The organism is Gordonia sp. HS-NH1 (assembly GCF_001418765.1).
Taxonomy (GTDB): domain Bacteria; phylum Actinomycetota; class Actinomycetes; order Mycobacteriales; family Mycobacteriaceae; genus Gordonia.
This window is the reverse complement of record NZ_LIYC01000017.1, coordinates 67,830-90,681: the sequence shown is the minus strand read 5'-3', so window position 1 is coordinate 90,681 and position 22,852 is coordinate 67,830. Positions and strand designations below refer to the sequence as shown.

The 22,852-nt window shown below is 69.5% G+C and carries 20 protein-coding genes; 7 read left to right on the top strand and 13 right to left on the bottom strand.

Annotation, left to right across the window (positions count from 1 at the left end; genetic code table 11):
* Positions 1-59: 59 nt before the first annotated feature.
* From AMD30_RS13645 to nadB, 7 genes are all read right to left on the bottom strand, one after another.
* Entirely contained in the window at positions 60-2,348 is a 2,289-nt protein-coding gene (locus AMD30_RS13645) for a heavy metal translocating P-type ATPase (RefSeq protein ID WP_055475971.1), read from the bottom strand.
* A complete protein-coding gene (locus AMD30_RS13640) occupies positions 2,345-2,530 on the bottom strand; it encodes a hypothetical protein (RefSeq protein WP_014928528.1) in 186 nt (61 codons plus the stop codon). The genes AMD30_RS13645 and AMD30_RS13640 overlap by 4 nt, the downstream gene beginning before the upstream one ends.
* A gap of 2 nt (positions 2,531-2,532) precedes the next feature.
* Positions 2,533-2,739: a heavy-metal-associated domain-containing protein gene (locus AMD30_RS13635; protein ID WP_010843166.1), complete on the bottom strand. Its 207-nt coding sequence runs from the start codon at positions 2,737-2,739 to the stop codon at positions 2,533-2,535.
* Between the two features lie 51 nt (positions 2,740-2,790).
* The gene (locus AMD30_RS13630; RefSeq protein ID WP_004020389.1) at positions 2,791-3,084 is read right to left on the bottom strand and encodes a metal-sensitive transcriptional regulator; all 294 of its coding nucleotides are present in this window, start codon (positions 3,082-3,084) and stop codon (positions 2,791-2,793) included.
* A 221-nt stretch (positions 3,085-3,305) separates the two neighbouring features.
* Complete coding sequence (locus AMD30_RS13625) at positions 3,306-4,172, bottom strand: hypothetical protein (protein WP_014928529.1); 867 nt, start codon at positions 4,170-4,172, stop codon at positions 3,306-3,308.
* Positions 4,173-4,349: 177 nt separating this feature from the next.
* Positions 4,350-5,372, bottom strand: a complete 1,023-nt coding sequence (locus AMD30_RS13620) for an alpha/beta hydrolase (protein ID WP_055475970.1) — start codon at positions 5,370-5,372, stop codon at positions 4,350-4,352.
* A gap of 54 nt (positions 5,373-5,426) precedes the next feature.
* Positions 5,427-7,073, bottom strand: a complete 1,647-nt coding sequence (nadB, locus tag AMD30_RS13615; protein ID WP_055475969.1) for an L-aspartate oxidase — start codon at positions 7,071-7,073, stop codon at positions 5,427-5,429.
* Between the two features lie 188 nt (positions 7,074-7,261).
* On the opposite strand from nadB, the gene AMD30_RS13610 reads away from it, so the two are divergent.
* Positions 7,262-8,788 (top strand): FAD-dependent oxidoreductase, encoded by a 1,527-nt coding sequence (locus tag AMD30_RS13610; RefSeq protein ID WP_055475968.1) that lies wholly within the window; start codon positions 7,262-7,264, stop codon positions 8,786-8,788.
* A 16-nt stretch (positions 8,789-8,804) separates the two neighbouring features.
* Here the strand turns inward: AMD30_RS13610 and AMD30_RS13605 are convergent, their stop codons facing one another.
* A complete protein-coding gene (locus AMD30_RS13605) occupies positions 8,805-9,668 on the bottom strand; it encodes an SDR family NAD(P)-dependent oxidoreductase (RefSeq protein ID WP_010843171.1) in 864 nt (287 codons plus the stop codon).
* Positions 9,669-9,933: 265 nt separating this feature from the next.
* Here AMD30_RS13605 and AMD30_RS13600 point away from each other — a divergent pair, with 265 nt between their 5' ends.
* Genes AMD30_RS13600 through AMD30_RS13590 form a run of 3 tightly spaced genes read left to right on the top strand, consistent with a single transcriptional unit; the run spans position 9,934 to position 12,630 of the window.
* A complete protein-coding gene (locus AMD30_RS13600; protein WP_055475967.1) occupies positions 9,934-11,535 on the top strand; it encodes a phytoene desaturase family protein in 1,602 nt (533 codons plus the stop codon).
* 13 nt (positions 11,536-11,548) lie between these two features.
* Positions 11,549-11,983, top strand: coding sequence for an SRPBCC family protein (locus AMD30_RS13595; RefSeq protein WP_010843173.1), 435 nt, complete (start codon positions 11,549-11,551; stop codon positions 11,981-11,983).
* Positions 11,984-12,024: 41 nt separating this feature from the next.
* The gene (locus tag AMD30_RS13590; protein WP_055475966.1) at positions 12,025-12,630 is read left to right on the top strand and encodes a flavodoxin family protein; all 606 of its coding nucleotides are present in this window, start codon (positions 12,025-12,027) and stop codon (positions 12,628-12,630) included.
* Positions 12,631-12,756: 126 nt separating this feature from the next.
* Here the strand turns inward: AMD30_RS13590 and AMD30_RS13585 are convergent, their stop codons facing one another.
* The 4 genes from AMD30_RS13585 to AMD30_RS13570 all read right to left on the bottom strand — a co-directional run bounded on the left by AMD30_RS13585 (position 12,757) and on the right by AMD30_RS13570 (position 16,446).
* Positions 12,757-13,863, bottom strand: a complete 1,107-nt coding sequence (locus tag AMD30_RS13585; RefSeq protein ID WP_055475974.1) for a hypothetical protein — start codon at positions 13,861-13,863, stop codon at positions 12,757-12,759.
* Positions 13,864-13,893: 30 nt separating this feature from the next.
* Positions 13,894-14,103: a hypothetical protein gene (locus tag AMD30_RS13580; protein ID WP_010843176.1), complete on the bottom strand. Its 210-nt coding sequence runs from the start codon at positions 14,101-14,103 to the stop codon at positions 13,894-13,896.
* Positions 14,104-14,181: 78 nt separating this feature from the next.
* Positions 14,182-15,315 (bottom strand): Rv2629 family ribosome hibernation factor, encoded by a 1,134-nt coding sequence (locus AMD30_RS13575; protein ID WP_055475965.1) that lies wholly within the window; start codon positions 15,313-15,315, stop codon positions 14,182-14,184.
* Between the two features lie 87 nt (positions 15,316-15,402).
* On the bottom strand, positions 15,403-16,446 hold the full coding sequence (locus AMD30_RS13570) for an NAD(P)-dependent alcohol dehydrogenase (RefSeq protein WP_010843178.1): 1,044 nt from the start codon (positions 16,444-16,446) through the stop codon (positions 15,403-15,405).
* A gap of 217 nt (positions 16,447-16,663) precedes the next feature.
* Between AMD30_RS13570 and AMD30_RS13565 the strand changes: the two genes are divergently transcribed.
* Positions 16,664-18,031: an ABC1 kinase family protein gene (locus AMD30_RS13565; protein WP_014928539.1), complete on the top strand. Its 1,368-nt coding sequence runs from the start codon at positions 16,664-16,666 to the stop codon at positions 18,029-18,031.
* Positions 18,032-18,130: 99 nt separating this feature from the next.
* A complete protein-coding gene (locus AMD30_RS13560; protein ID WP_035717572.1) occupies positions 18,131-19,483 on the top strand; it encodes a DUF3068 domain-containing protein in 1,353 nt (450 codons plus the stop codon).
* A 432-nt stretch (positions 19,484-19,915) separates the two neighbouring features.
* On the opposite strand, the gene AMD30_RS13555 is transcribed toward AMD30_RS13560, so the two are convergent.
* Positions 19,916-20,881, bottom strand: a complete 966-nt coding sequence (locus tag AMD30_RS13555; protein WP_010843181.1) for an alpha/beta hydrolase — start codon at positions 20,879-20,881, stop codon at positions 19,916-19,918.
* Between the two features lie 437 nt (positions 20,882-21,318).
* On the opposite strand from AMD30_RS13555, the gene AMD30_RS13550 reads away from it, so the two are divergent.
* Entirely contained in the window at positions 21,319-22,797 is a 1,479-nt protein-coding gene (locus AMD30_RS13550; protein WP_055475964.1) for an amidase, read from the top strand.
* Positions 22,798-22,852: the final 55 nt, after the last annotated feature.

Here is a 22,852-nt window from a genome sequence, read left to right as displayed (position 1 = left end):
ACCCGTTTACGCAACAGCCCGGGAGCGTCGTCGGCGCTGCCGGCGAGGGCGGTTTTCGGTCACCGCCCCGGCGTGAACCCGCGGAGTCGCAGGCTGTTGCCGACGACGAAGACCGACGAGAGGGCCATCGCCGCGCCGGCGATCATCGGGTTCAGCATGCCCGCGGCGGCGAGTGGAATGGCCGCGACGTTGTATCCGAAGGCCCAGAACAGGTTTCCCTTGATGGTGCCAAGGGTGCGACGCGCGAGCCGGATCGCGTCGGCGACCGCACGCAGGTCGCCACTCACGACGGTCAGATCGCTGGCAGCCATCGCGACGTCGGTGCCCGTCCCCATCGCGAGCCCCAGATCGGCCTGGGCGAGCGCGGCGGCGTCGTTGATCCCGTCGCCGACCATCGCCACCACATGACCCTGCTCCTGTAGTTCGGCGATCACCTCGAGCTTGCGGCGTGGACTGACGCCTGCGGTGACGTCGTCGATGCCGACGCTCGACGCCACCGCCCGGGCGGCACCCTCGTTGTCGCCGGTGAGCAGCTTCGGCGTCAGTCCCAGCCGCCGGAACTCGGCGACGGCCGCGGCGGACGACGGCTTGACCCGGTCGGCCACCGCGAGCACGGCAACGGGAACCGGTTGCGCAGCTGCGGTTTCGGATGCACCACCGGAGGCCAGTACCACGACCGCGGTCGCGCCGTCGGATTCGGCGGCGGCGACCGCGTCGTCCAGTATGCGCGGCAGGGGGACATCGACCTTGCTCGGTGACACGACCCTGACCAGTCGGTCGCCGACCATCCCGGCCACACCGGCGCCCTGCGTCGAAACGAAATCGCGTACGTGCGAGTCGATGTGGTCGCGCCCGGCGTCGACGACGGCCGCCGCGATCGGATGTTCTGACCCCGATTCCACCGACGCCGCCCATCCCAGGACCTGCTCGGTCTCGTAGCCGTCGACGACGGTGATCCCGGACAGCGACATCTCTCCTGTCGTCACCGTGCCCGTCTTGTCCAGCACGATGGTGTCCACCCGCCGCGTCGACTCGAGCACCTCCGGACCCTTCAGCAGGATGCCCAGTTGCGCACCCCGTCCGGTACCGACCATCAGCGCGGTCGGCGTGGCGAGCCCGAGCGCGCACGGGCACGCGATGACGAGGACTGCGACGGCGGCGGTGAACGCGAAGGTGACATCGCCACCGGCGAAGTCGGTCGTGGACGCCACCCCGAGCCAGAAGCCGAGCGTGGCAAGCGCGATCGCGATCACGATCGGGACGAACACCGAGGAGATCCGATCGGCCAGCCGCTGGACGTCGGCCTTGCCCTCCTGTGCCGCCGTCACCATGCGGGCCATCTGGGCGAGCGCGGTGTCCGAACCCACGGCGGTCGCGCGGACGACGAGCAGACCGCTGGTGTTGACGGTCGCGCCGACCACCGAGTCACCGGCGGTGACCTCGACCGGCACCGATTCTCCGGAGACCATCGACGCGTCGACGGCCGACGCACCGTCGACGACAACGCCGTCGGTGGCGATCTTCTCACCGGGTCGTACGACGAACTCGTCGCCGACTGCCAACTGCGCGATGGGGATTCGGTTCTCGTCGCCGCCGGGCCGCCGAACGACCACGTCCTTGGCCCCGAGATCCATCAGCGCGGCGAGCGCGTCACCGGCGCGCCGTTTGGCGCGCTTCTCGAAGTAGCGTCCGGCCAGCAGGAAGGTCGTGACGCCGGCCGCGGCCTCGAGGTAGATGTGCGACGACCCGTCGGTCCGCTGTGGCAGGAGATCGAAGCCGTGGGTTAGTCCGGGAGTGCCCGCGGTCCCGAGGAACAGTGCGTACAACGACCATCCGAACGCCGCGAGGGTACCGACCGACACGAGGGTGTCCATCGTCGTCGCGCCGTGGCGCAGGTTGATCCACGCCGCCCGGTGGAACGGGTAGGCACCCCACACGACGACCGGCGCGGCGAGGGTCAGGGACAGCCACTGCCAGTAGGTGAACTGCAACGCCGGGACCATCGCGAGCGCGATCACCGGCACCGACAGGATCGCCGACACGATCAGGCGTTGCCGAAGGCCGTCCAGCTCGGGATCGCCGGACCCCGCCGGGGCGTGTTCCGTGGCGTCTGCCAGCGGGTCGGGCAGGATCGGCGAGGCATCGTAACCGGCGGCCCGGACCACCTCGACGAGGTCCCCGGCCGCCAGGCCGGCGGGCACTTCGACGTGGGCGCGCTCGGTCGCGTAGTTCACCGATGCGGTCACGCCGTCGAGCTTGTTGAGCTTGCGCTCGATGCGGTTGGCGCAGGACGCGCAGGTCATCCCGGAGATGTCCAGGTCGACCAGTTGCCCGGTGCTCGCGGTCATGGGTGATCACCTCCGTGCGTGTCGGATGACGGGTCGTCGGTGACCACGACGCCATGCGAGGGCGCATCGTGCGGCGCGGGCTCGACGTCGGGTCCCCAGGCGCGCCCGACGCCGAAGGCGATCGCGAAGACCGCGATCAGCGCGACGACATACGTCAGGGGCCCGGTGACAGCGGATCTCATCGTCAGACCAGCGCGTAACCGGCTTCGGTGACGGCTGCCGCGACCTCGTCTCGTCCGAGTTCACGGTCGGCCGCCACCCGCACCGAGCCGTCGTCGACGGTGACCTCGACGCTCGTCACGCCGGGCAGCGCCTCGATCTCCTCGCGGACCGACGCGGCGCAATGGCCGCAGGTCATGCCGGTGACGGTGTAGGTGCTGGTGGTGCTCATGTCGGTACTCCTCGAATCGTCGTGTTACGGGGATGGATCAGGCGGGAACGATCAGGACTTGACCAGGCGCGTGATCGCGGCCATGGCCTCGTCGACCTTCGCCTTGCCGGCTTCGTCGCTCTCCTGCGCGGCATGCACCACGCAATGCGCCATGTGCTCTTCGAGCAGACCGAGGCTGACCGCCTGCAACGCCTTCGTCATCGCCGACACCTGGGTCAGGATGTCGATGCAGTAGGTGTCCTCCTCGACCATGCGCTGCAGTCCGCGCGCCTGGCCCTCGATGCGCTTCAGTCGGCGGAGGTAGTCGTCCTTCCGGCCGATGTAGCCGTGCTGATGCTCGTCCATGATTCTCCCGTCCGAATACCCCTCAAGGGTATGCCCGACCAGGTATACCACCAGCGCGCCGATAACGGTACCCCCCTACCGTATCTAAGAGTCCGGGCACGTCACCGCCTGCGCGCGGGCGTCGGCCCCTGCGGAGGAGGTCGCCTGCTCACGGACAGGCGCGACCGGCCCGCAACCCGGGCCGAGGCCCCCCGGGGGGGGTGGTCAGACCGTGCCCTCCCCTACGACCGCAGCGCGGCAGCCAGCTTGGCCAGGGCGGTGGCCACCTCGTCGAGCGCGGCTCCGATGGCGGCGACCCGGGCGGCGTCGAAACCCGGAGCGCCTGGGTCCGGCCCCGGGACGGCCGGAAGGTTCCCCGGCGCAATCCCCGTCGGCCCCGAACCCGGGCGGACGGCGGTCGGGCCGCTGATACCCGGACCGCCGACGACCGGGCCACTGGCACCCGGGCTGCCGACACCCGGGCCGTCGAGTGGATCGGCGGGGTCCGTCGACGGCGAGTAGGCGACGTCGTAGCCATCGGTGCGATGGCGTCGGCCGTGGTAATCGTCGGCGGTCAGTGGCTCCACGTTGGTCGAGCGCCGTCCGCCGCGATACGACGTGTGCGGCTCGGGATCGGCAGGCGCCGGGGGCTGGGCGGAGAGCGACGCGGCCGGGTGCGAGTCGGGCAGGCGGTGCGAGCCCATCCGCGGGGGTGACTGCCGATGCGGATCGACGGCGCGATCAGGCGTGCCGGACTGCGGATTGGGTGCGCCCGCACCGGTCATCACCGATGGGGCGTGCCCGTTGCTGCGCGCGTAGAAGTGCGGACCGCCGTGTCCGGCGAAGAACACACATCCCGCGCCTTCAGGCGACGGGACCGGGCAGGGGTTGCGTTCGATGAGCGACTGGGCGCGATCGTCGAAGTCGTTCCACTCGAGCCAGAGACGCCGATCGTGCCGCGGGTGCGTACTCGCGTCGGTGGCGTGGTTGCCCCGGTGGCCGATCGCCAGCCGGCACTGGAGCAACCAATCGGAGTCACCCGACAGTCCCAGCGCCGCGCGTTCGGCCGGCCGGCACACCACCGTCGACCAACAGCCCTCGCCGTTCATACGGACTCCCCTTCATGCCTTGCATCGCCGCAGATCTTCGCGCGACCACACCCCTGTGATGCGCATTGTGGTCTTCTCGTGCCCGTCGGGCGTCGTGCCGCCCCGATCGCAAGCCCCCCGGCATGCACATCTGCAGCGGCCGCCCCCGGTGGCCACTGTTGGTGAAGATCCCGCGGGTCAGTCTACGAAGCGGGCCGGTCCGGTGCCACCCTCTCGGCCCCGCGCGTTTGAAGTGACGAACGCGAGGATCCTCTCGTTCACCTCGTCCGGCCGGTCGAGGTGCAGGAAATGACCCGCCCCGGCGACGACCGCGGCCGCGCTGGCGGCGGGTAAGACTTCGCGGACGTGGTCGGTGAGGCGCGACTGCATGCACCCGTCATCGGCTCCGTGCAGATACAGCGTGGGACAACGCGGTTCGCCCAGCCAGTCGTCTCGCAGCGAGGCGTAGCGGGGATGCGTCCGCGGGCGGCGCAGCGCGCGGTAGTACCCGAGGGCGGCCGTGCGGTGTGCGCGGGTGGGCAACGCAGCCAGGGCGTGGTCGACGTCGAGCAGATGGTCGGGTCGAGCGGCCGCCGTGCCCGTGTCCAGTCGCCAGCGGCGCCACAGCAGCGGAATCAGTCGGTCCAGCGCCCGTTCGGGCAGCCACGGCAACTGGTTGAACGCGATGTACCAGCTCATCAGCGCCTGCCGCGCGAGGATCCTGGCACCGTCGATCCCGCCGGCGACCGAGCGTCGTACCGCCGGGACCGGTGGCACCGACATCGAGACCACCCGTGCGTACGGATTGTCGTCGCGGTGGGCCACCGCGTTCGCCGTCATCGCGCCCCAGTCGTGCCCGATCAGCACCGCGTCGTCGCCCGCGCCGACGGCGCCGTGGATCGCTCGCGCGTCGTAGGCGAGTGCTGCAACGTGAAAGTCGTTGTCCGCCGGTATTTCCGACGGTGCGTAGCCGCGTGTGAAGGGAGCGATCACGCGATGCCCGGCGGCGGCTAGTTCGGGTCCGAGGTGCCGCCACGTCCACGCCGAGTCGGGGAATCCGTGCAGACACACGACGACGGGCCCCGCCACGGGACCCCACGCCAGCGCGTGCAGGGTGATGTGTCCGAGCTCGAGGGTGATCCGTTCCGGCGTCGCGGCGACCGGGTCACCGTGATCGGGGGTGCCCTCGTGCCCCGAGCCGTCTGCTGAGATCTGGGTCATCGGGGCCAATCTAACGCCGACGGCCCACCGGGCGCACCGAGTTGACCGGTCGCGTCAGCCGGGTACGCCCGCGTGGCGCGCTTCCCGCAGTTCGCCGTCGACGATCCGGAACACGCGCGACTCCGCCACGTCGGCGGTCAACGGGAAATCCGTGCGGACATGCGCGCCCCGCGACTCGGTGCGTGCGGCTGCTGCGGCGACGACTGCCGTCGCGGTGAGCGTGAGCGCCGCGTCTTCGACGTCACGCACCGTCTCCGCCACCCGCCGGGGTGCGGCGGCGAGCGTGTCGGCCGCCGCGGCGAGCCCCGAGGCCGACCGTCGCAGGGCCACTCGGCGCGTCATCGTGTCCTGCAGCTGATCGCGGTCCAGGATCGGGACGGGTGACTCATACCGCCGGCCACCGCTCTCCGGAACCGGGAGGCCGCGCCGCGCGGTCGCCACCGCTGCCGCGCGACGGCCCATCACCAGACCTTCGAGGAGACTGTTCGACGCCAGTCGGTTGGCACCGTGCAACCCGGTGCGCGCGACCTCGCCCGCCGCTAGCAACCCGTCCACCGCGGTGCGCGACGACTCGTCGGTGACGACGCCGCCGCACAGATAGTGGGCTCCCGGCACGACCGGGATGCGTCCGGACGCGGGGTCGAGCCCGGCGGCCCGGACCCCCGCGGCCACCGTCGGAAAGCGGGTCTCGAAGCCGACGACGCCGCTCACGTCGAGGTAGACGCACGGGTGTCCGGTGAGCTCGATCGCGGTCTGCACGGCGTCGGCCACCACATCGCGGGGCGCGAGATCACCCATCGGGTGGACGCCCGCGGTGACCGACCGGCCGTCGACGTCGACGAGTCGGCCGCCCTCCCCGCGCACGGCCTCGCTGATGAGCGTCCGTCGTCCCCGCGCGCCCTGGGTGTACAGCATCGTCGGGTGGAACTGGATGAACTCGAGATCTGCCACCTCCGCCCCGGCTCGCAGCGCGAGCGCGATGCCGTCGCCGGTCGACCCGGCCGGATTGGTGGTCGCGGCGTAGAGGTGCCCGGTTCCGCCGGTGGCGAGCAGTACGGTCGGCGCCAGGACGGACTCGGTACGTCCGGCCCGCAGGCAGTCGACGCCGACGGCTCGACCGTCCTCGAGGCGGACCGAGGTCGCGATCGTGTCGTCGAGGAATCGGATCGGCGGCACGTCCCCGCCGGCGCGTCGGACGGCCTCGTGGAGCGCCCGCTGGATGGCCGCCCCGGTCGCGTCACCGCCGGCGTGGATGATGCGCCGCCGGGTGTGACCACCCTCGCGGGTCCGCAGCAGCGAACCGTCGGCGTCGCGGTCGAATTCGGCGCCCCAGCCGATGAGGGCCGACACCGAGGCCCAGCCATCGGCGAGGATGAGACCCGAGGCCGTCGGCTCGGTGAGTCCGCCGCCGGCGGCGACCGTGTCGGCGAGGTGGCGGTCCACCGAGTCGTCGCTGCTCCGACCCCCCGGCTCCGTTCCCGGTATCACCACCGCGACACCGCCCTGGGCGTAGAACGTCGAGGTGGGCTGATCCCCGCTCTCGGCGTCCCAGTGCGGGCCCTTGTTGAGGACGACGACCCGGAGTCCGTCCTGGGCGGCCCACAGCGCCGCGGTCAGGCCGGCGATGCCGGCACCCACCACCACCAGGTCGGCGCGGACCGTCTGATCCGTCCCGGCTCCCATGCGTATGGACCCGCTCATGTCACTCGCCTCTCGCCGCGGCATCCGAAGTCCCGCCACACCCGGTGGCCGGCATCCGGGAGAACTGCCCCGAACTGTTTTCGATTCCCAGTCGAAAACCCTACCCTGCAGCTGCGCGGGACGACATGCTCGACGGCGGCCGCCGTGGTGATGTTTCACCACGTCCACTCGGGGCAACCCCGGGCAGCATGAAAACCCTCTGGTTCGACCCCGCGGGCGAGGCAGCCCCCGACGCCCTGCCCGATGTCCGTCCGGAGACGATGCCCATCGACGTCGTCGACACCTTCGACCAGGTCGTCGTCGGCGGCGGGATCACCGGCCTGACCACCGGCCTGCTCCTGGCCCGCGCCGGTCAGTCGGTCGCGGTCCTCGAGGCGCGCCACATGGGCGCCGCCGCGACCGGCCACACCACCGGCAAACTCTCACTGCTGCAGGGCACCCGACTGTCGTCGATAGCGAGCCGCCACGGGCACGCGGCCGTCCAGGACTATGTCGACGCCAATCGGGAGGGCCAGGCCTGGTTGCGGCACTACCTCGAACATCGCGGGCTGCCCGTCGACGAGCGGGCCGCCCTCACCTTCGCGGCCACCTCGTCCGGCGCGAAGTCGGTCGAGAAGGAGTTCGAGGCCTGCCGCGCCCACGACCTCCCGGTCGAACACGTCGACTGTCCCGAGTTGCCCTTCGACGTCCGCACCGCGATCCGCCTCGACGGACAGGCGCAGATCGACCCGATGGTCGTGCTGCGTGCCCTCGCCGACGACCTGCGCGCGCACGGCGGCCACTTCTATGAGGGCGTCCGCGTGCAGGGCCTGCGCCACGGCTCACCGAACGTCCTCTCGACCGACGCGGGCGACGTGCGCGCCGACTCGGTGGTCATCGCGACCGGACAGCCCTTCCTCGACCGCGGCGGATTCTTCGCCCGGGTCCATCCCCAGCGGTCCTACGCGGCCGCGTTCATCGTCGACGGGGACATCCCGCGCGAGATGTACCTCGGCTCCGACAACCCGTCGGTCTCGCTGCGGACGGTCAGGCGACCCGGTTACGACCGTGAACTGCTGATGGTCGGCGGATTCGGGCACGAGGTGGGCCGGACGAAGTCCGAGCGACAGCACGTCCTGGACATGCTCAGCTGGACCGAGAAGCACTTCCCCAGTGCCCGGATGGTGGCCCGCTGGTCGGCCCAGGACTACACGACCATCGACGAATTGCCTTATGTGGGACCGATTCTCCCCGGCGTCGAGTCCGTGCAGGTGGCGACCGGCTTCGCCAAGTGGGGTCTCACCAACGGCGTCGCGGCGGCGCTGGCGATGGCCGGTCGCATCCTGGGGTCCGAGCCGCCGTGGTCGGCGACCCTGCGTCCGTGGCGCACCACGGAGATCAGTCGTCCGGGGTCACTGGCCTCGGCGGTGTCGGCGAATGCCCAGGTCGCCGGATACATGGCGGCGGGCTATCTCTCGCTGCTGAAGCCGACCGACGGCGCACCGAAAGAGGGCGACGGCAATGTCGGACGTTCCGGCGTCAAGCCCGAGGGCGTGTGCACGGTGCAGGGTCAGACGCGGTCGGTCGCGCCGCTGTGCACGCACCTCTACGGGGTGTTGCGGTGGAACGACGCCGAGCAGTCCTGGGATTGCCCGTTGCACGGCTCGCGGTTCAGCCACACCGGCGAGGTCCTCGAAGGGCCGGCGACACGAAACCTGGCTTCGCACAACGACTGAGGCTCGCACATACCGGTCACAGCGACCGGGACAACCCCGGATCGGGATGGCGGAGGGTCCCCGCGAACGTGGCCTGCCCCAGGATCCGCCGGAACACAGGGCGGGTCAGCGTCGCCACCGGGCGCTGCAGCGCGCCGGCGAGCAGCCGGACGCCGACATCGAGTGCGCGCGCATCGAGTCCGACGGGGATGCGGTCCCGGCCCGCCAGCACTCCGTCGAGGATGGCCGCGGCCGCCGCGGCGGGTCTGGTCCCGGGCAGTCGATGATCGAATCCGCGGGTCACGAAGTCCCGCACCCCGGGTGTCACATAGCGGGCACGGGCGGCGATCTCGGTGTGCACGACGCCGGGGTGCACGACGTGTACCCGGACACCGGAACCGGCGGCGCGCAGCTGGTGCTGGATGGTCTCGGAATACCCTCGCGTGGCGAACTTCGACGCCGAATACGCGGACTGCGCAGGCGAACCGAGGAAACCGAACGCGCTCGAGGTGTTCACGATGGAACCGCTCCCGGCCGCCTCCAGATGCGGAAGGAAGGCCACCGTGCCGTTCACCACCCCGCCCAGGTTCACGGACATGATCCGCCGCGCGTAATCGTCGTCCTCCTCGAGGACCCCGGCCACCATCGTGATCCCGGCGTTGTTGAACACCATTGCCGGCGGCCCGGATTCGTCGACGACAGCGTCCGCATAGGCGGTCATCGCGTCCGCGTCGGACACATCTGTCTGGTCGACGTGGACGCGGGCCCCCGCGTCGCACAGCCGTACCGTCTCCCGGACCGCCGCGACGTCGACGTCGACCAGATACAGCTCGACACCCGCGCCATCGAATCGTCGCGCCAGCGCCCGGCCCATGCCTGCCCCGGCGCCGGTGATCACCACCGGCCGTCCGGCACATCGTCGACGTAGCCGACGGTCGGAGACCCGCGGGTGCCACAGGCGTTCGAGAGGAAATGGCAGGCCCGGCCGTCGCGACCGGGATTCAGACGAGTTCGTCACCCGAGCGGACTACCCCCTTGCCGGGCCACTACACATCGCCCATGATCACCTGACGCGGCCACGGCGTCGCCCGCACGCGTTTACCGTGTGGGGCCGCGGGTACCCCGCGCACCGGACGGACGTGGCCACGGCGGAGAGGAGTCGATCGGTGAGTGTGTCGGACGCAGTCGTCATCGGAGCCGGTCACAACGGCCTCATCGCCGCGATACGCCTCGCCGATGCCGGGTGGGATGTGACGCTCCTCGAATCGCAGCCCGAGGTCGGTGGCGCGGTCCGCAGCGCAGAACTCACCCCCGGGTATGTGACCGACCTGTTCAGCGCCTTCTATCCGCTCGCGGTGGCGTCACCGGTGTTCGCCGACCTCGACCTCGCCGGCCACGGCCTGCAGTGGAGCCGCGCACCTCTGGCTTTCGGCCATCCCGCCGGTCCCGACGACGTCGACGCGCCCGTCGTGTTCCCCGATGCCGCCGACACCGCGGCGCACCTGGCCGGCTTCGACGAGCGTGACCGGCGCGCCTGGCTCGACCTGGTCGAGCAGTGGCAGCAGCTGCGCCCGGCGATCCTCAACACCCTGTTCGGCCCGTTTCCACCCGTCCGCGCGCTGCTGTCGGTGTTGCGTTCGCTCGGCACGGCCGACGCCCTGCGCCTCGCCCGATTCCTGATCCTGCCCGCCGATCAGATGGTGCGGGAGCTCTTTCACAGCGAGAAGGCCGGTCTGCTGATCCTCGGCAACGCCCTGCACGCCGACATCCCCCTGCACGCGCCCGGCAGCGGCCTCATGGGGTATCTGCTGACCATGCTCGGCCAGGACACCGGGTATCCGGTACCCGTCGGCGGTGCGGGGGAACTGTCGGCGGCGCTGCGGCGCCGCGCCGAGAGCGCCGGGGTGACCGTCGTGTGCGACACACGGGTAACCCGCATCGACGTCCAGGGCGGACGCGCCACCGGGGTCGTGGACAGCACGGGTCGGCGGTGGCCGGCGAGACGGGCCGTTCTCGCCGACGTCTCGGCGCCCGCGTTGTACACCGAACTGCTCTCCGCCGACGACGTGCCGGCGCGCGTCCTCGACGATCTCCGAACCTTCACCTGGGACACCCCCGTGGTCAAGGTGAACTATGCGTTCGGCGAGAAGATCCCCTGGCGCAGTGCGAATCTCGGCGGGGCAGGCACGGTACATCTCGGCGCGGACGCACGCAACATCGCCTACTCGACCGCCGACATCGAAACCGGCCGTGTCCCCGAACACCCGTTCCTGCTCTTCGGCCAGATGACCACCGCCGACCCCGGGCGATCTCCCGCCGGCACGGAGAGCGCCTGGTCCTACAGCCATCTCCCGCGCGGGGTGACCGACGACGAGGCGGCGCAGCTGCTGGCTCGGCGCATGGACGCGGTACTCGAGGCGCACGCACCCGGCGTCTCCGACCTCATCGTGGGACGGCACGTCCAGACACCCCGCGACCTCCAGACCTCCGACGCCAACCTCGTCCACGGCACGGTCAACGGCGGCACCGCACAGCTGTTCCAGCAGTTGATCTTCCGCCCTACGCCCAACCTCGGCGGTGCGTCGACGCCGGTGGACCGGCTCTACCTCGCCGGATCGGGCGCCCACCCGGGTGGCGGTGTACACGGCGCGTGCGGCAACAACGCCGCGCGCGCTGCCCTCGCATCGGACGGCGTCCGTGGTCTACCCCGAAGACTGTTCGACCGCAACGTCATCCGGCGTCTGACGACAACCGACAACAAGCACTGAACGGAGACCGAGCATGAACCGAGTCGAACGTCACACGAGCGCAACACCGGCGCAGGTCTGGTCGGTGCTGTCCAACGGCTGGCTCTACGCCTCATGGGTCGTCGGGGCCTCCCGCATCCGCGACGTCGATCAGTCGTGGCCGCAGGCAGGATCGAAGATCCATCATTCGGCGGGCGTGTGGCCCGCCCTGCTCGACGACGAGACGGAATCCGTGGAGTCGAAGGCCGGCCTCCTCGAATTGTCGGCTGCCGGCTGGCCCTTCGGCCGCGCGCGCATCCGCATGACCGTCGAGAAGGACGGAAACGGTTCCCTGATCGGCATGGAGGAGTTCGTCGAAACCGCGCCGCTGAAGTGGATTCCGCCGGTCGTCCAGGAGGCGGTCATGTCCCCGCGTCTGAACGAATGCCTGAGACGACTGGCGATGCTCGCCGAGAACCACGCCGGCTGACGCCTGGTTGCAATCGGGTCGGTTCGGGTACGCGATCCGACATGACCACAGCACTCGCGATCACCTGCACCCTCAAACCGTCGCCCGCTGAATCGAGCAGCGACCTCATGGCCCGGCACATCCTCGACGCACTCGCCGAACACGGCGTGTCCGGCGACATCATCCGGGCGGTGGACCACGACATCCGGCCCGGAGTCGAACGGGACATGGGTGACGGAGACGAGTGGCCTGCCATCTTCGAGCGGGTGGCCGCGGCCGACATCCTGGTGATCACGACCCCGACGTGGCTGGGCCATATGTCGAGCGTGGCCCAGCGTGTCCTCGAGCGACTCGACGCCGAGATCTCCGAGACCGACGACGCCGGCCGCCCGACCATGCTCGGGAAGGTCGCCCTGTGCGGTGTCGTCGGCAACGAGGACGGTGCGCACAAGATCATCGCCGACGTCTTCGGGGCGCTCGACGACATCGGGTTCACGATCCCCGGGCAGGGCAACACCTACTGGAACGACGAGGCGATGGGCGGCCGCGACTACAAGGATCTCGACGCGGTGCCCGACCCCGTCGCCTCGGCCACCAGCGCCGCCGCCCGTAACGCGGTACATCTCGCGCGATTGCTGTCGCAGAACAGCTTTCCGCCGTACGAATAGTCTCTGCGACAGTGGGTTCCACTCCCGCGGTCCTGTCTACGTCACGCTGATGGGATCCGATGAGCGGGACGTAAACGTGGCCGCGCGATGAAAACTGCACCACGGCAGGAGGTCGGCTTTCACCGATCAGTGCATCTCGCTCTCGGAACGATCAGCGGCGGCTTCTGATGCCTGTCGACGCAGGCGTTCTCGGTATCCGTAGGTGGCGCGCAGGACGTCGTCGTAGCTGTCGGCACTCGACCCGAGAGCTCCGGCGAAGATCCCCATCGAGGTCGCGAGCCACGACAGGTACACGTAATTGCGTAGTCCCACCGCATGTCCGAGCTGTGAGGCGAGAAAGCTCTCGTCGATGACGATGAGCGCGGCGGCCAGGGTGGCCGCGAACAGTCCGGCGTAGAGCACCACCGCGCTGAACACGACCGTACAGACGGTGGCCATGTTGTAGAGACGGGCGCGCGGTCTCGCGGTGACCGTCGCGCGTTCCCACAACCTGTTGTTGGTGATGAGCCATACCGAGGCCAGTACCAGTGACAGCAGCGTGATCGCGGCCAGACGCCAGGCGCTCAGCGCGTTCGCCATGGACCAGATCGTGGAGAAGAAGATGCCGAACGACGCCGCCGCCGCAGCTGCGGCCGTCATACCCGTCAGGGTCGGGATCAACCGCCACGGCCGATTCCCCCGGACCATTCCGGCCATCAGCTTGAGCCGGCGCGAATAGCCTTCGGCGCACACGTATTCGGTGTCGCCGTCGGATATGACGAGGATGCCGCGTTGCTGCTCGAACCCGCGTATCGAATCCTCACCGGTCATCGTCCCGGCGATGGTCGCGATCAGAGTGCGCAGTGCCCGCCGGGGCACCGGGCCGAGCGCGGGGAGCGACACGACGGCGGCGTGGCGCTCGCGGTCGAGTTCGGCCAGCACCACCAGATTCCGGGGACTGCGGTCGTTTTCGTCACTGTCCCGCGGCTTGTACAGCCGCGGCATCTCGGTGACGAACACGATCACCTCGTCGGCCGAATCATCTGTGCCCCACACCGTCTCGAGGTCACCACGCGGAGTCATCTGCAGCGTGGTGTCCCTCGTGACGGTGTGGCCGCGGTACTCCAGTGACAGGTCCTCGGCAATCCGCGCGAAACGGTCCTCGCCACCCTCGATCAGGGTGGCGGGGAGTCCGTGTTCGGCAACGATGCGCAAGGCGCCGGCGCGTCGGTCGTCATTTTCCTGGCTGTTCATGAGCCGTGCCGTCGTGTCGCCCAAGCGGTCTCAGTCCGGCGGTTCGGACTCCCCGGCGGCCGGGGAGGCCGGGTTGTCCTCGTCGTCGCGGGCGGTGGCGGCGGAGGGGTCCACCTGCTCATCGGTGTCGGGTTCGTGGACTGTCCGCTCCTCGAGTTCGTCGACCTTGCGGCGGGCATCATCCGGCGTCGCGTCGGGGGTCCCGGTCTCGGCGGGCTCCATGGGAAGTTCTTCGGTCATCGTGTGCGTCGACCTTCCGTCGGTGTGTCTCGATGGTGCCTCTGTCAGATGGGTGGGTGAACCAGGCCGAGCGGTACCTCAGTCGTCGGCCGACGTTCTCGGTGCATACCGCAGGACGGCGCCGATGCCGTCGCGCGGTGAGATGCGCTCGTCGATCCGGACCAGGTCTGCACCGGTCAGGACCGCTGCCATCGGCAGCGCTTCGTCGGCACGCAGCGTGCGCTCCGGCGGGACGCCCAACTCGGACAGGTTCTCCGGCGTCGGTGCGACCGTGGCGAGGCCTCCCGCGGCGTCTCCGCCGTCGAACACGACCGCGTCCTCGACGTCGCCGATGACGAGCGTCTCGACCTCGCCGTTGCGCAGGGCTCCACACACCGCCGTCAGCCCCTCGACGGCGAGCGCCGGGTCGTGTCCGAGCCCCGCCTGCAGGCTCTCCGCCGCGTCGGCCATCGTGCGGTTCTGGCGGAGTTCGAGTTCGGAGGTCACCGCCTTGCGGATGTCCTCGTCGGCGATGCCGCTGTCCCGGGCTCCCAGTTGAAGATCGACCAACCGTTCGGCGAGCCGCTCGGGAGCCGCCGCCCGCAGGTCCGACAACGACGAGAGCTCGCCGATGACGAAGACGATCTCGGGTGTGTCCGCGTCGACGATCGCGGTCAGGCGATCGGCGATCTGCCGGATGTTCTTGCGGTTCTGTTCGTCGCTGCGCTGCTGCGGATCACCGTACCCCGGCGACTCGGCACCAGCCGCGTGGTGGATCGGATAACCCTCTCCCTCAACGCTTTCGCGCCTCATCGACGACCCGCCGGCCTCGAAGAGCTCGATGTCGGCGCCGGCGTGGTCGACCGCGGCGATCACATGCCGCGGGGCGCTCGTACCGTGTTCGATCAGCGGAACCAGGTACGGCACCGGCGAATACCGCGCCACGGGTGTGACCGGCGGACGGCTGAGGTGTTCGTCGAGCAGCACGCCGCCGGGACCCGCGATCAGCGCACGACCGCTGGGCCCGACCGCCGGAGTCCCGTCCAGCAGGGTGGTGCCGATCGACTCCACCACGGCGGGATCGGCACCCGCCGACTCCAGTTCCGCACGGAGAGCCCGCCAGCGGAGTTCCACCGTGTGGGCGGCGTCTTCGGTGTTGTGGGAGTCGTCGATGTAGATGGTCGCGAACGGACCGGTGGCGGTCGCCAGCTCGCGGAATCGGGTCGAATTCATGCGCGGCCTCCTTGCCTGATGTCGGGGCAGTCGACTCTCACGAGGGTGCCCACCGATTTCAGGCGGCAAACATGCCGAGATTCACCACTAGAGCGTCGACGTGTCGATCACGAAGCGGTAGCGCACATCCGAGGCCACGACGCGGTCGTAGGCCTCGTTGATCCGATCCGCGGAGATCACCTCGATCTCGGCGCCGATGCCGTGCTCCGCGCAGAAGTCGAGCATCTCCTGGGTCTGCGCTATACCGCCGATCATCGAACCGGCGAAGCTGCGCCGTTTTCCGACCAGCGCGCCCGCGGGGACGTCGATCGGATGTTCGGGGAGCCCGAGTTCCACCATCGTGCCGTCGAGGGCGAGCATGCCGAGGTACTTGGCGATCGGGAGATTGGCCGACACGGTGTTCAGGATGAGGTCGAAGGTGTTGCGCAGCTCCCGGAACGTCTGCGGGTCGCTGGTCGCGTGGTAGTGGTCGGCTCCGAGGCGCAGACCGTCCTCCATCTTCTTCAGCGACTGCGACAGCACCGTCACCTCCGCACCGAGCGCGTGCGCGATCTTCACCCCGACATGCCCGAGACCGCCGAGGCCGACGATCGCGACCTTCTTCCCGGGCCCGGCACCCCAGTGCCGCAGCGGTGAATAGAGCGTGATCCCGGCGCACAGCAGCGGGGCCGCCTCGTCGAGTGCGATGCCGTCGGGAATCCGGAGTACGTAGTTCTCGTCGACGACGATCGACGTGCTGTATCCGCCCTGTGTGGGTGTCCCATCGCGTCCGACGGCGTTGTAGGTGCCCACGTTGCCCCGCTCGCAGTACTGCTCCTCGCCGAGTCGGCACGGCTCGCACTCACGGCACGAGTCGACGAAGCAGCCCACGCCCACCCGGTCTCCCACGGCGTATCGGGTGACCTCGTCGCCGACGGCGGCGACCGTCCCGGCGATCTCGTGGCCGGGTACCACCGGGAACCTCGTCCCACCCCATTCGTCGCGTGCGGTGTGGATGTCGGAATGACAGATCCCGGCGAACGCGATGTCGATCGACACGTCGTTCGGGCCGAGGTCACGTCGTTCGATGGTGGTGGGTTCGAGCGGACGATCGGCTGCCGGGGCGGTGTAGGCGTTGACCGTGGTGGGCATGCGGACTCCTCGATGCACATTTCGGAGGTGGCAGATGTGGTGGTGCGCGACGCACCGACGACGCGAACAGATGCGGGCTGGTGCATGTGTCCGACGCTGCCAGTGTGCCCCGAGGCCGGCTTCATTGCCATAACGGCACGTCGCGGCGTCGCGGTCACCCTCCGCCGATGCGCTCCGACACTGGATTCGCCGTCGATGATCGTTACAATGACCGACGGTGACGATCAACAGCTCAGTCGACGACGGTCAGCGCACGCAGTTGCACCCGGTGTCCCCCATCGCCGAGCTCAGCCGATTCGGGACGACCACCGCCCATGCGGCCGCGGGCGTCGGACGCTTCGTCCTCCACACGGCAGGCGACGCCCTCCGGGGCCGCGCGCCGGGTTCGGCGAGGGTCGCCCACGAGATCCGCACGACCTTCGAACACCTCGGACCGACTTATGTGAAACTCGGTCAGCTCATCGCCTCGAGTCCCGGCGTGTTCTCCGAGTCCATGTCCGCCGAGTTCGAATCGCTGCTCGACCGGGTGAAGCCGGCCGACCCGGCACTCATGCGCGAACAGTTCATCGCCGAACTGGGTCGGGCTCCCGAAGAGGTGTTCGCGACCTTCGATCCGGTGCCGATCGCGTCGGCGTCGATCGCCCAGGTGCACACCGCCACCCTCCCCGGCGGCGAGGAGGTGGTGGTCAAGATCCAGCGCCCGGGCATCGCCGACCGGCTGGCCCCCGATGTCGCGATCCTCGAACGCCTCGCCGGCCTCGCCGAGATCTCCGAGTACGGGCGGATGCTCAGCGCACGCCACGTGGTCGAGGACTTCGCGGCCGGCCTCGACGCCGAACTGGACTTCCGCATCGAAGCCGACACCATGCGCGAGTGGTTCGCCTGTCTCCAGCCCGGGCCGTTCGGCGACCGCGTCCGCGTCCCGCACGTCTACGACGACTACACGACCCAGCGCGTGCTGACGATGGAGCGAATCCACGCGACCCGCATCGACGACGCCGCGGCCGTACGTGCCGCAGGCCACGACGGTGTCGCGCTCTGCCGCAACCTGCTGCTGTCCCTTCTCGAATCGGCGTTCCACGGCGGGCTGTTCCACGGCGACCTGCACGCCGGGAACGTCCTCGTCGACGACGCGGGCAAGCTGGTCCTCCTCGACTTCGGCATCGTCGGACGGTTCACCCCCCGCACCCGGCGCATCCTCCGCCAGCTCGTCGTCGATCTCGTGGTGCGCGGGGACTACGAGTCCGCGGGCCGTGCCATCTTCCTTCTCGGCGCCGTGCACAAGCCGGGGTCGACGTCCCAGGGTGCCGAGGACATCAAGAAGGTGACGACTCCGCTGTCGACCACCGACCTCGGTTCGATGTCCTACACCGACCTCGGGCGGCAACTCGCCGCGGTCGCCAAGGCCCACGATGCGCGACTGCCCCGGGAACTCGTCCTCGTCGGAAAGCAGCTGCTGTACGTCGAGAAGTACACCAAGCTTCTCGCACCCCGATGGAAGGCCATGTCCGACAAGGAGATCTACGGATACATGGCCGGCATCCTGAAGGAGGCCGAACGCGACCGGCGAGCCGACCGGCGCTGACCGGGCGCCGCGTATCCCGGCATGTCGGACCCACTGTGCCCTTCTGTGGCAAACGCGACAGTTAGGGTGGGAGCGATCAGCTGATTCCAGGAGTCACACATGAGACGTTTTGTGCCGGCAGTGCTGGCCTTCTTCGGCGCTGCGTGCATCGCGGCGGCCATCGCCATACCGCTTTATCTCGTGCCGCAGTTGAAGGTGGTTCCGCTCGATCTGGACATCACGTCCGACGCCACCACTGTCGCCGCGGACGGTTCGACCGGAGAACGCTTTCCAGCGGTGATCTTCGATCGTTGCTCGGTGTCGGAGAATCGTGCCCGCACTCTCGAGGCGCACCTCACGCAGCAGCGACGTTCGATCATCATCGAACCGTCGGACAGCCGCCAGGCCAGCCTGCAGTCGGCGCAGACCGTGCGCATCGACCGCCTGCGCGATGCCGAGGGAACCGAGACCGAACCCACCGTCGCCGCCGAGGGTGAGACCCGTACGTGCGAGGACGGTCTGCTGACCGCGACCATCGACCGGGTGTCGGTGAATCGCAAGACCTCGGCACCCAACGGTGCGGTCAGCTCGCTGCAACTCGAGGCGGTTCCCGAGGGCGGCAACGTCAACGACGTGTCGGTCGCCATCGACAACCGCACCGGCTACCAGTACAAGTTCGGTTTCGACGTGCAGCAGCGCGACTACCCGTACTACGACCTCAACACCCGCCAGGACTGCGCGGCGAAGTTCGAGGGCGAGGAGACCATCGACGGGGTGAACACGTACCACTTCGTGTGTGACGTCCCGGAGACCGACCTCTCCAACCTCCCGAACGCGCAGGGCGAGGCGGCACTCGGCACGATGCTGACGATGCCCGCCCGCTGGTGGGGCATCACCGGGCGCGGGGTGCGGGCGAACGATCCCATCACCATGCACCGGTACGCCGCCGCGACCCGCCACGTCTGGGTGGAGCCGGAGACCGGGACCATCGTCGACGGTCGTGAGGACCAGCACCAGTACTTCAAGTCCCCCGACCAGAGCGACGCCACGCCGGAAGCGGTGCGCGAGTTCCGCATGGACGCCCTGAAGGGCACGTTCAAGTGGACCGACGACACCGTCTCCAACCAGGCGGGCAAGGCCAGCGGTTACGTCGACCAGCTGAAGGTCGGCGGAGTGTGGGTGCCGATCATCCTCGGCATCGTGGGAGCGATCCTGTTGATCGCCGCCCTGCTCCTGTTCTTCCGCGGACGCCGTGACGACACCCGGGTCGACGACACCCCGCCGCCCACGACTCCCCCCGCCGACGAGCGCGACACCACGCTGATCAAGCGCGACGCTCCGCCGGCCGGAGCAGCTCCGGCGGGCGCGAATCCGTGGGAGCGACCGACCGAGCAGATCCCCAAGGTCGGCGACACACCGCCGGCCGACGACTCGGCCACGCGCACCTTCCGCAAGCAGCCCCCGCCCGAGTAGCGAGCGGCAGAGCACACACCGCGGGCGCATCCGGTATCCACCGGATGCGCCCGCGGTGTTTTTCGGTCCGGCACTTCTGCGGGTTGAGCCGCACCCCGCGGGTTGAGCCGCACCCCGCGGGTTGAGCCGCACCCCCGCGCGCTGAGCCGGGCCACACCCCCGCGGGTTGAGCCGGCCCCGAGCGGAGCGAGGCGCCGAGTCGAAGCCCCCTCCGCAACCAGCCCCCACAAGTGACCTCGACGGACGCGCGGGCACGCTACGCGTGCTCGAGCTGCTCGGCCAGCAGGGGCGCGCGGGCACGCTACGCGTGTACGAGCTGCTCACCCAGCAGTCGTGCACGAGCTGCTCACCCAGCAGATACAACAGGGGCCGGTGACCCGAAGGTCACCGGCCCTTGCCGACTGTCTTACGTGCGCGAGACCACCGCGGCCCTCAGAAGAAGGCGGGGCGGAAGGTCTTGGCCCACGACTCCTTGAAGGTGCTCTGCCAGTAGTCCCACCAGTGCGCACCGTCCGGGGTGATCCGGGTGGTGAGCTTGACGCCCGGCACGAGCGCGAGGCGACCGATGTAGAGCTGGCTGCTGGTCGACGCGGCGACCTCGAGCGGGATCATCTGCGCGAACTTGACGGGGTCGAAGTTGCTGCTGGCCGGGTTGACCGACGAGTCGTACTTGCTACCGACACCGCTACCGGACGAGACGTAGACGTTCTTGCCGGCGAGGTTGCCCGCGCTCAGGAACGGGTCGTTCTGGAACCAGGTCCCGGCGGGGAAGAAGCCCCACATGTTGAACGGGTTGCCACCGACCTCCGCGACCGAGGCCATGATGCCCTGGGTGAAGCCCGGCAGGGTGACCGTCGGGTAGCCGCTGTACGAGGCGACGGCCTTGTAGAAGTTCGGGTGACGCGACGCAAGGTTCAGCGCCGAGGTGCCCGACATGGACAGACCGGCGATGCCGTTGCGACGGTTGTCGCTGCCGTGACGCGCGGCCATGTAGCCCGGCAGTTCGCGGGTCAGGAACGTCTCCCACTTGTTGACGCCCAGCTTGGGATCGCGGGTCTGCCAGTCGGTGTAGAAACTGCCGGCACCGCCGAACGGGATGGCGACGTTGGTGCCCTTGCCGGCCATGTAGCGCGCGACGTCGGTGTTGATCAGCCAGCCGCTGTTGTTGTTGGGGGCACGGAGGCCGTCGAGCAGGTACAACGTCGGCTTCGGTCCGCCACCGCCGGCCGAGACGATGCACACGGGCACGGTCCGGTTCATGGCGTTCGAGCGGACGTACTCGACATTGCAGCCGTTGGCCGCGGAGGCCTCCGGCGGAGCTGCGACCAGCGTCGCACCCGACACGGCCACGAGAGCCACGAGTCCGGCGACGAGGCGCTTACGGGCGCGTGTCAGCATTCGTCAGTTTTCCTTTGGATCACCACGGCCGGAACCGGCCGCTTGCGGGTCTTGCCTACCGGGTACTGCTGCGGGCTTGTGTACGAAGTCGTACGAGGAGGGATTGTATTGGTCCCCCCGGGCAGTGGTACCCGTCCCGCTGAAGTGTAACGGCACGATAACGCCACGGCAAAGGTGAGAGCGGGTCTTGTGATGCCCATCGGTGGTGGTTCATGTCACACCCGCCGCGGCTGAACAGCCCATTTGGTACATAGACGACGCGTCGGCCGATATCTTCGTCTGTTCGGTCCACATGCCCGCGATGCGCCCGTTACCGGTTTGGGTGGGCAACGGTGACCGTGGTTTTCGGGACAGCGGGCCATGCCGGCCGCCTGTCCGGCGATCACCGCCAAGTCCGCTCGACCCGCCCCCGGAACCACTAGTGTCGGGACGTGCACATGGGCGAATACCTGTCCTGCGACGCGACCACCCTGGCCGGTCTCGTCGCCTCCGGCGAGGTGACGGCAGCCGAACTCCTCGACCTCGCGCGAACACGTGCGGACGCCGTCGATCCCTCCCTCAACGCCATCGTGATCCGCATGGACGCCGAAGCCGATGCGCGCGTCCGGGGAGACCTCACCGGGCCGTTCGCCGGCGTCCCGTTCCTCATCAAAGACCTCGCGCAGGACTACCGCGGGTACCCGACGACACGCGGCTCTCGCGCCCTCGCCTCGCACATCGCCCGCGAACACTCCTTCGGCGTCAGGCGTTTTCTCGACGCCGGCCTGGTGATCTTCGGCAAGACGAACACCCCGGAATTCGGCGCGAAGGCGATCACCGAGCCCACGTTCTGGGGTCCGGCGCGCAATCCCTGGGACCTGGATGCGACCCCGGGCGGGTCGTCGGGCGGCAGCGCCGCCGCGGTGGCTGCCGGGATCGTGCCGGCGGCCGGGGCCAGCGACGGCGGAGGTTCCATCCGCATCCCCGCCGCATGCACCGGATTGTTCGGGCTCAAGAGCTCTCGTGGCCTGATGCCGTTCGGTCCGCAGACCGGCGAGCCGCTCTTCGGGATGGGCGTCGAGGGCGTGGTGACCCGGACCGTCCGCGACGCCGCGGCCCTCTACGACGCGCTCATCGGGCCGACGCCGTCGTCGACCTACCCGACGCCCCTGCACACCGAGAGCTACACCGCCCGGATCGCCACCCCGCCCCGGTTGCTGCGGATCGGCTATACGACGACGTCGGCGATCAACGGGAACCCGCATCCAGAAGCCGTGGCCGCGGTCGAACACGCCGCGTCGGTGCTGACCGACCTCGGCCACAACGTCGAGGAGGTGGACCCGCCGCACGACGACGCCGCCCTCGCACGCGACTTCCTCGACATCTGGTTCGCCAAGTGCGCCGCGCAGGTCGACGAGGTCCGACGCCTCACCGGAGCTCCCGACTCGCATTTCGAAGCCGACACCCTGACCCTCGCCGAGCTTGGCCGAGCAGCCGGGGTCGTCCCGTTGTTCAGCGCGCTCGACCGGATCAACGACCACGTCCTGGCCCTCGACCGGTTCCATCAGACCCACGACCTGCTGCTCACGCCCACGCTCGCCGTGCCACCACCGCGGGTCGGTTCGATGACCACGCCGCCTGCCCTCCAGCGGGCGGCGCGGCTCGCTTCGCGCGCACGGTCAGGCCGCGCGATCTCCCGTCTCGGGATCATCGACAAACTCGTCTACGAGAGCCTCGGCTGGGTGCCGTACACCCAGCTCGCCAACCTCACCGGGCGGCCGGCCATGAGCGTGCCGCTGCACTGGACTGCGGCCGGCCTCCCCCTCGGCGTGCAGTTCGTCGGCCGTCTCGGTGCCGACGGCGATCTCCTCGCGCTCGCGGCCGGCCTCGAGGCGGCCGCACCGTGGTTCCACCGGTACGCCGACATCGTGCTCTAGTGCGGGGCTAGTCTCTTCTGCGAGTGCACATGCTCCGGAGCAACCCGGCATGGCT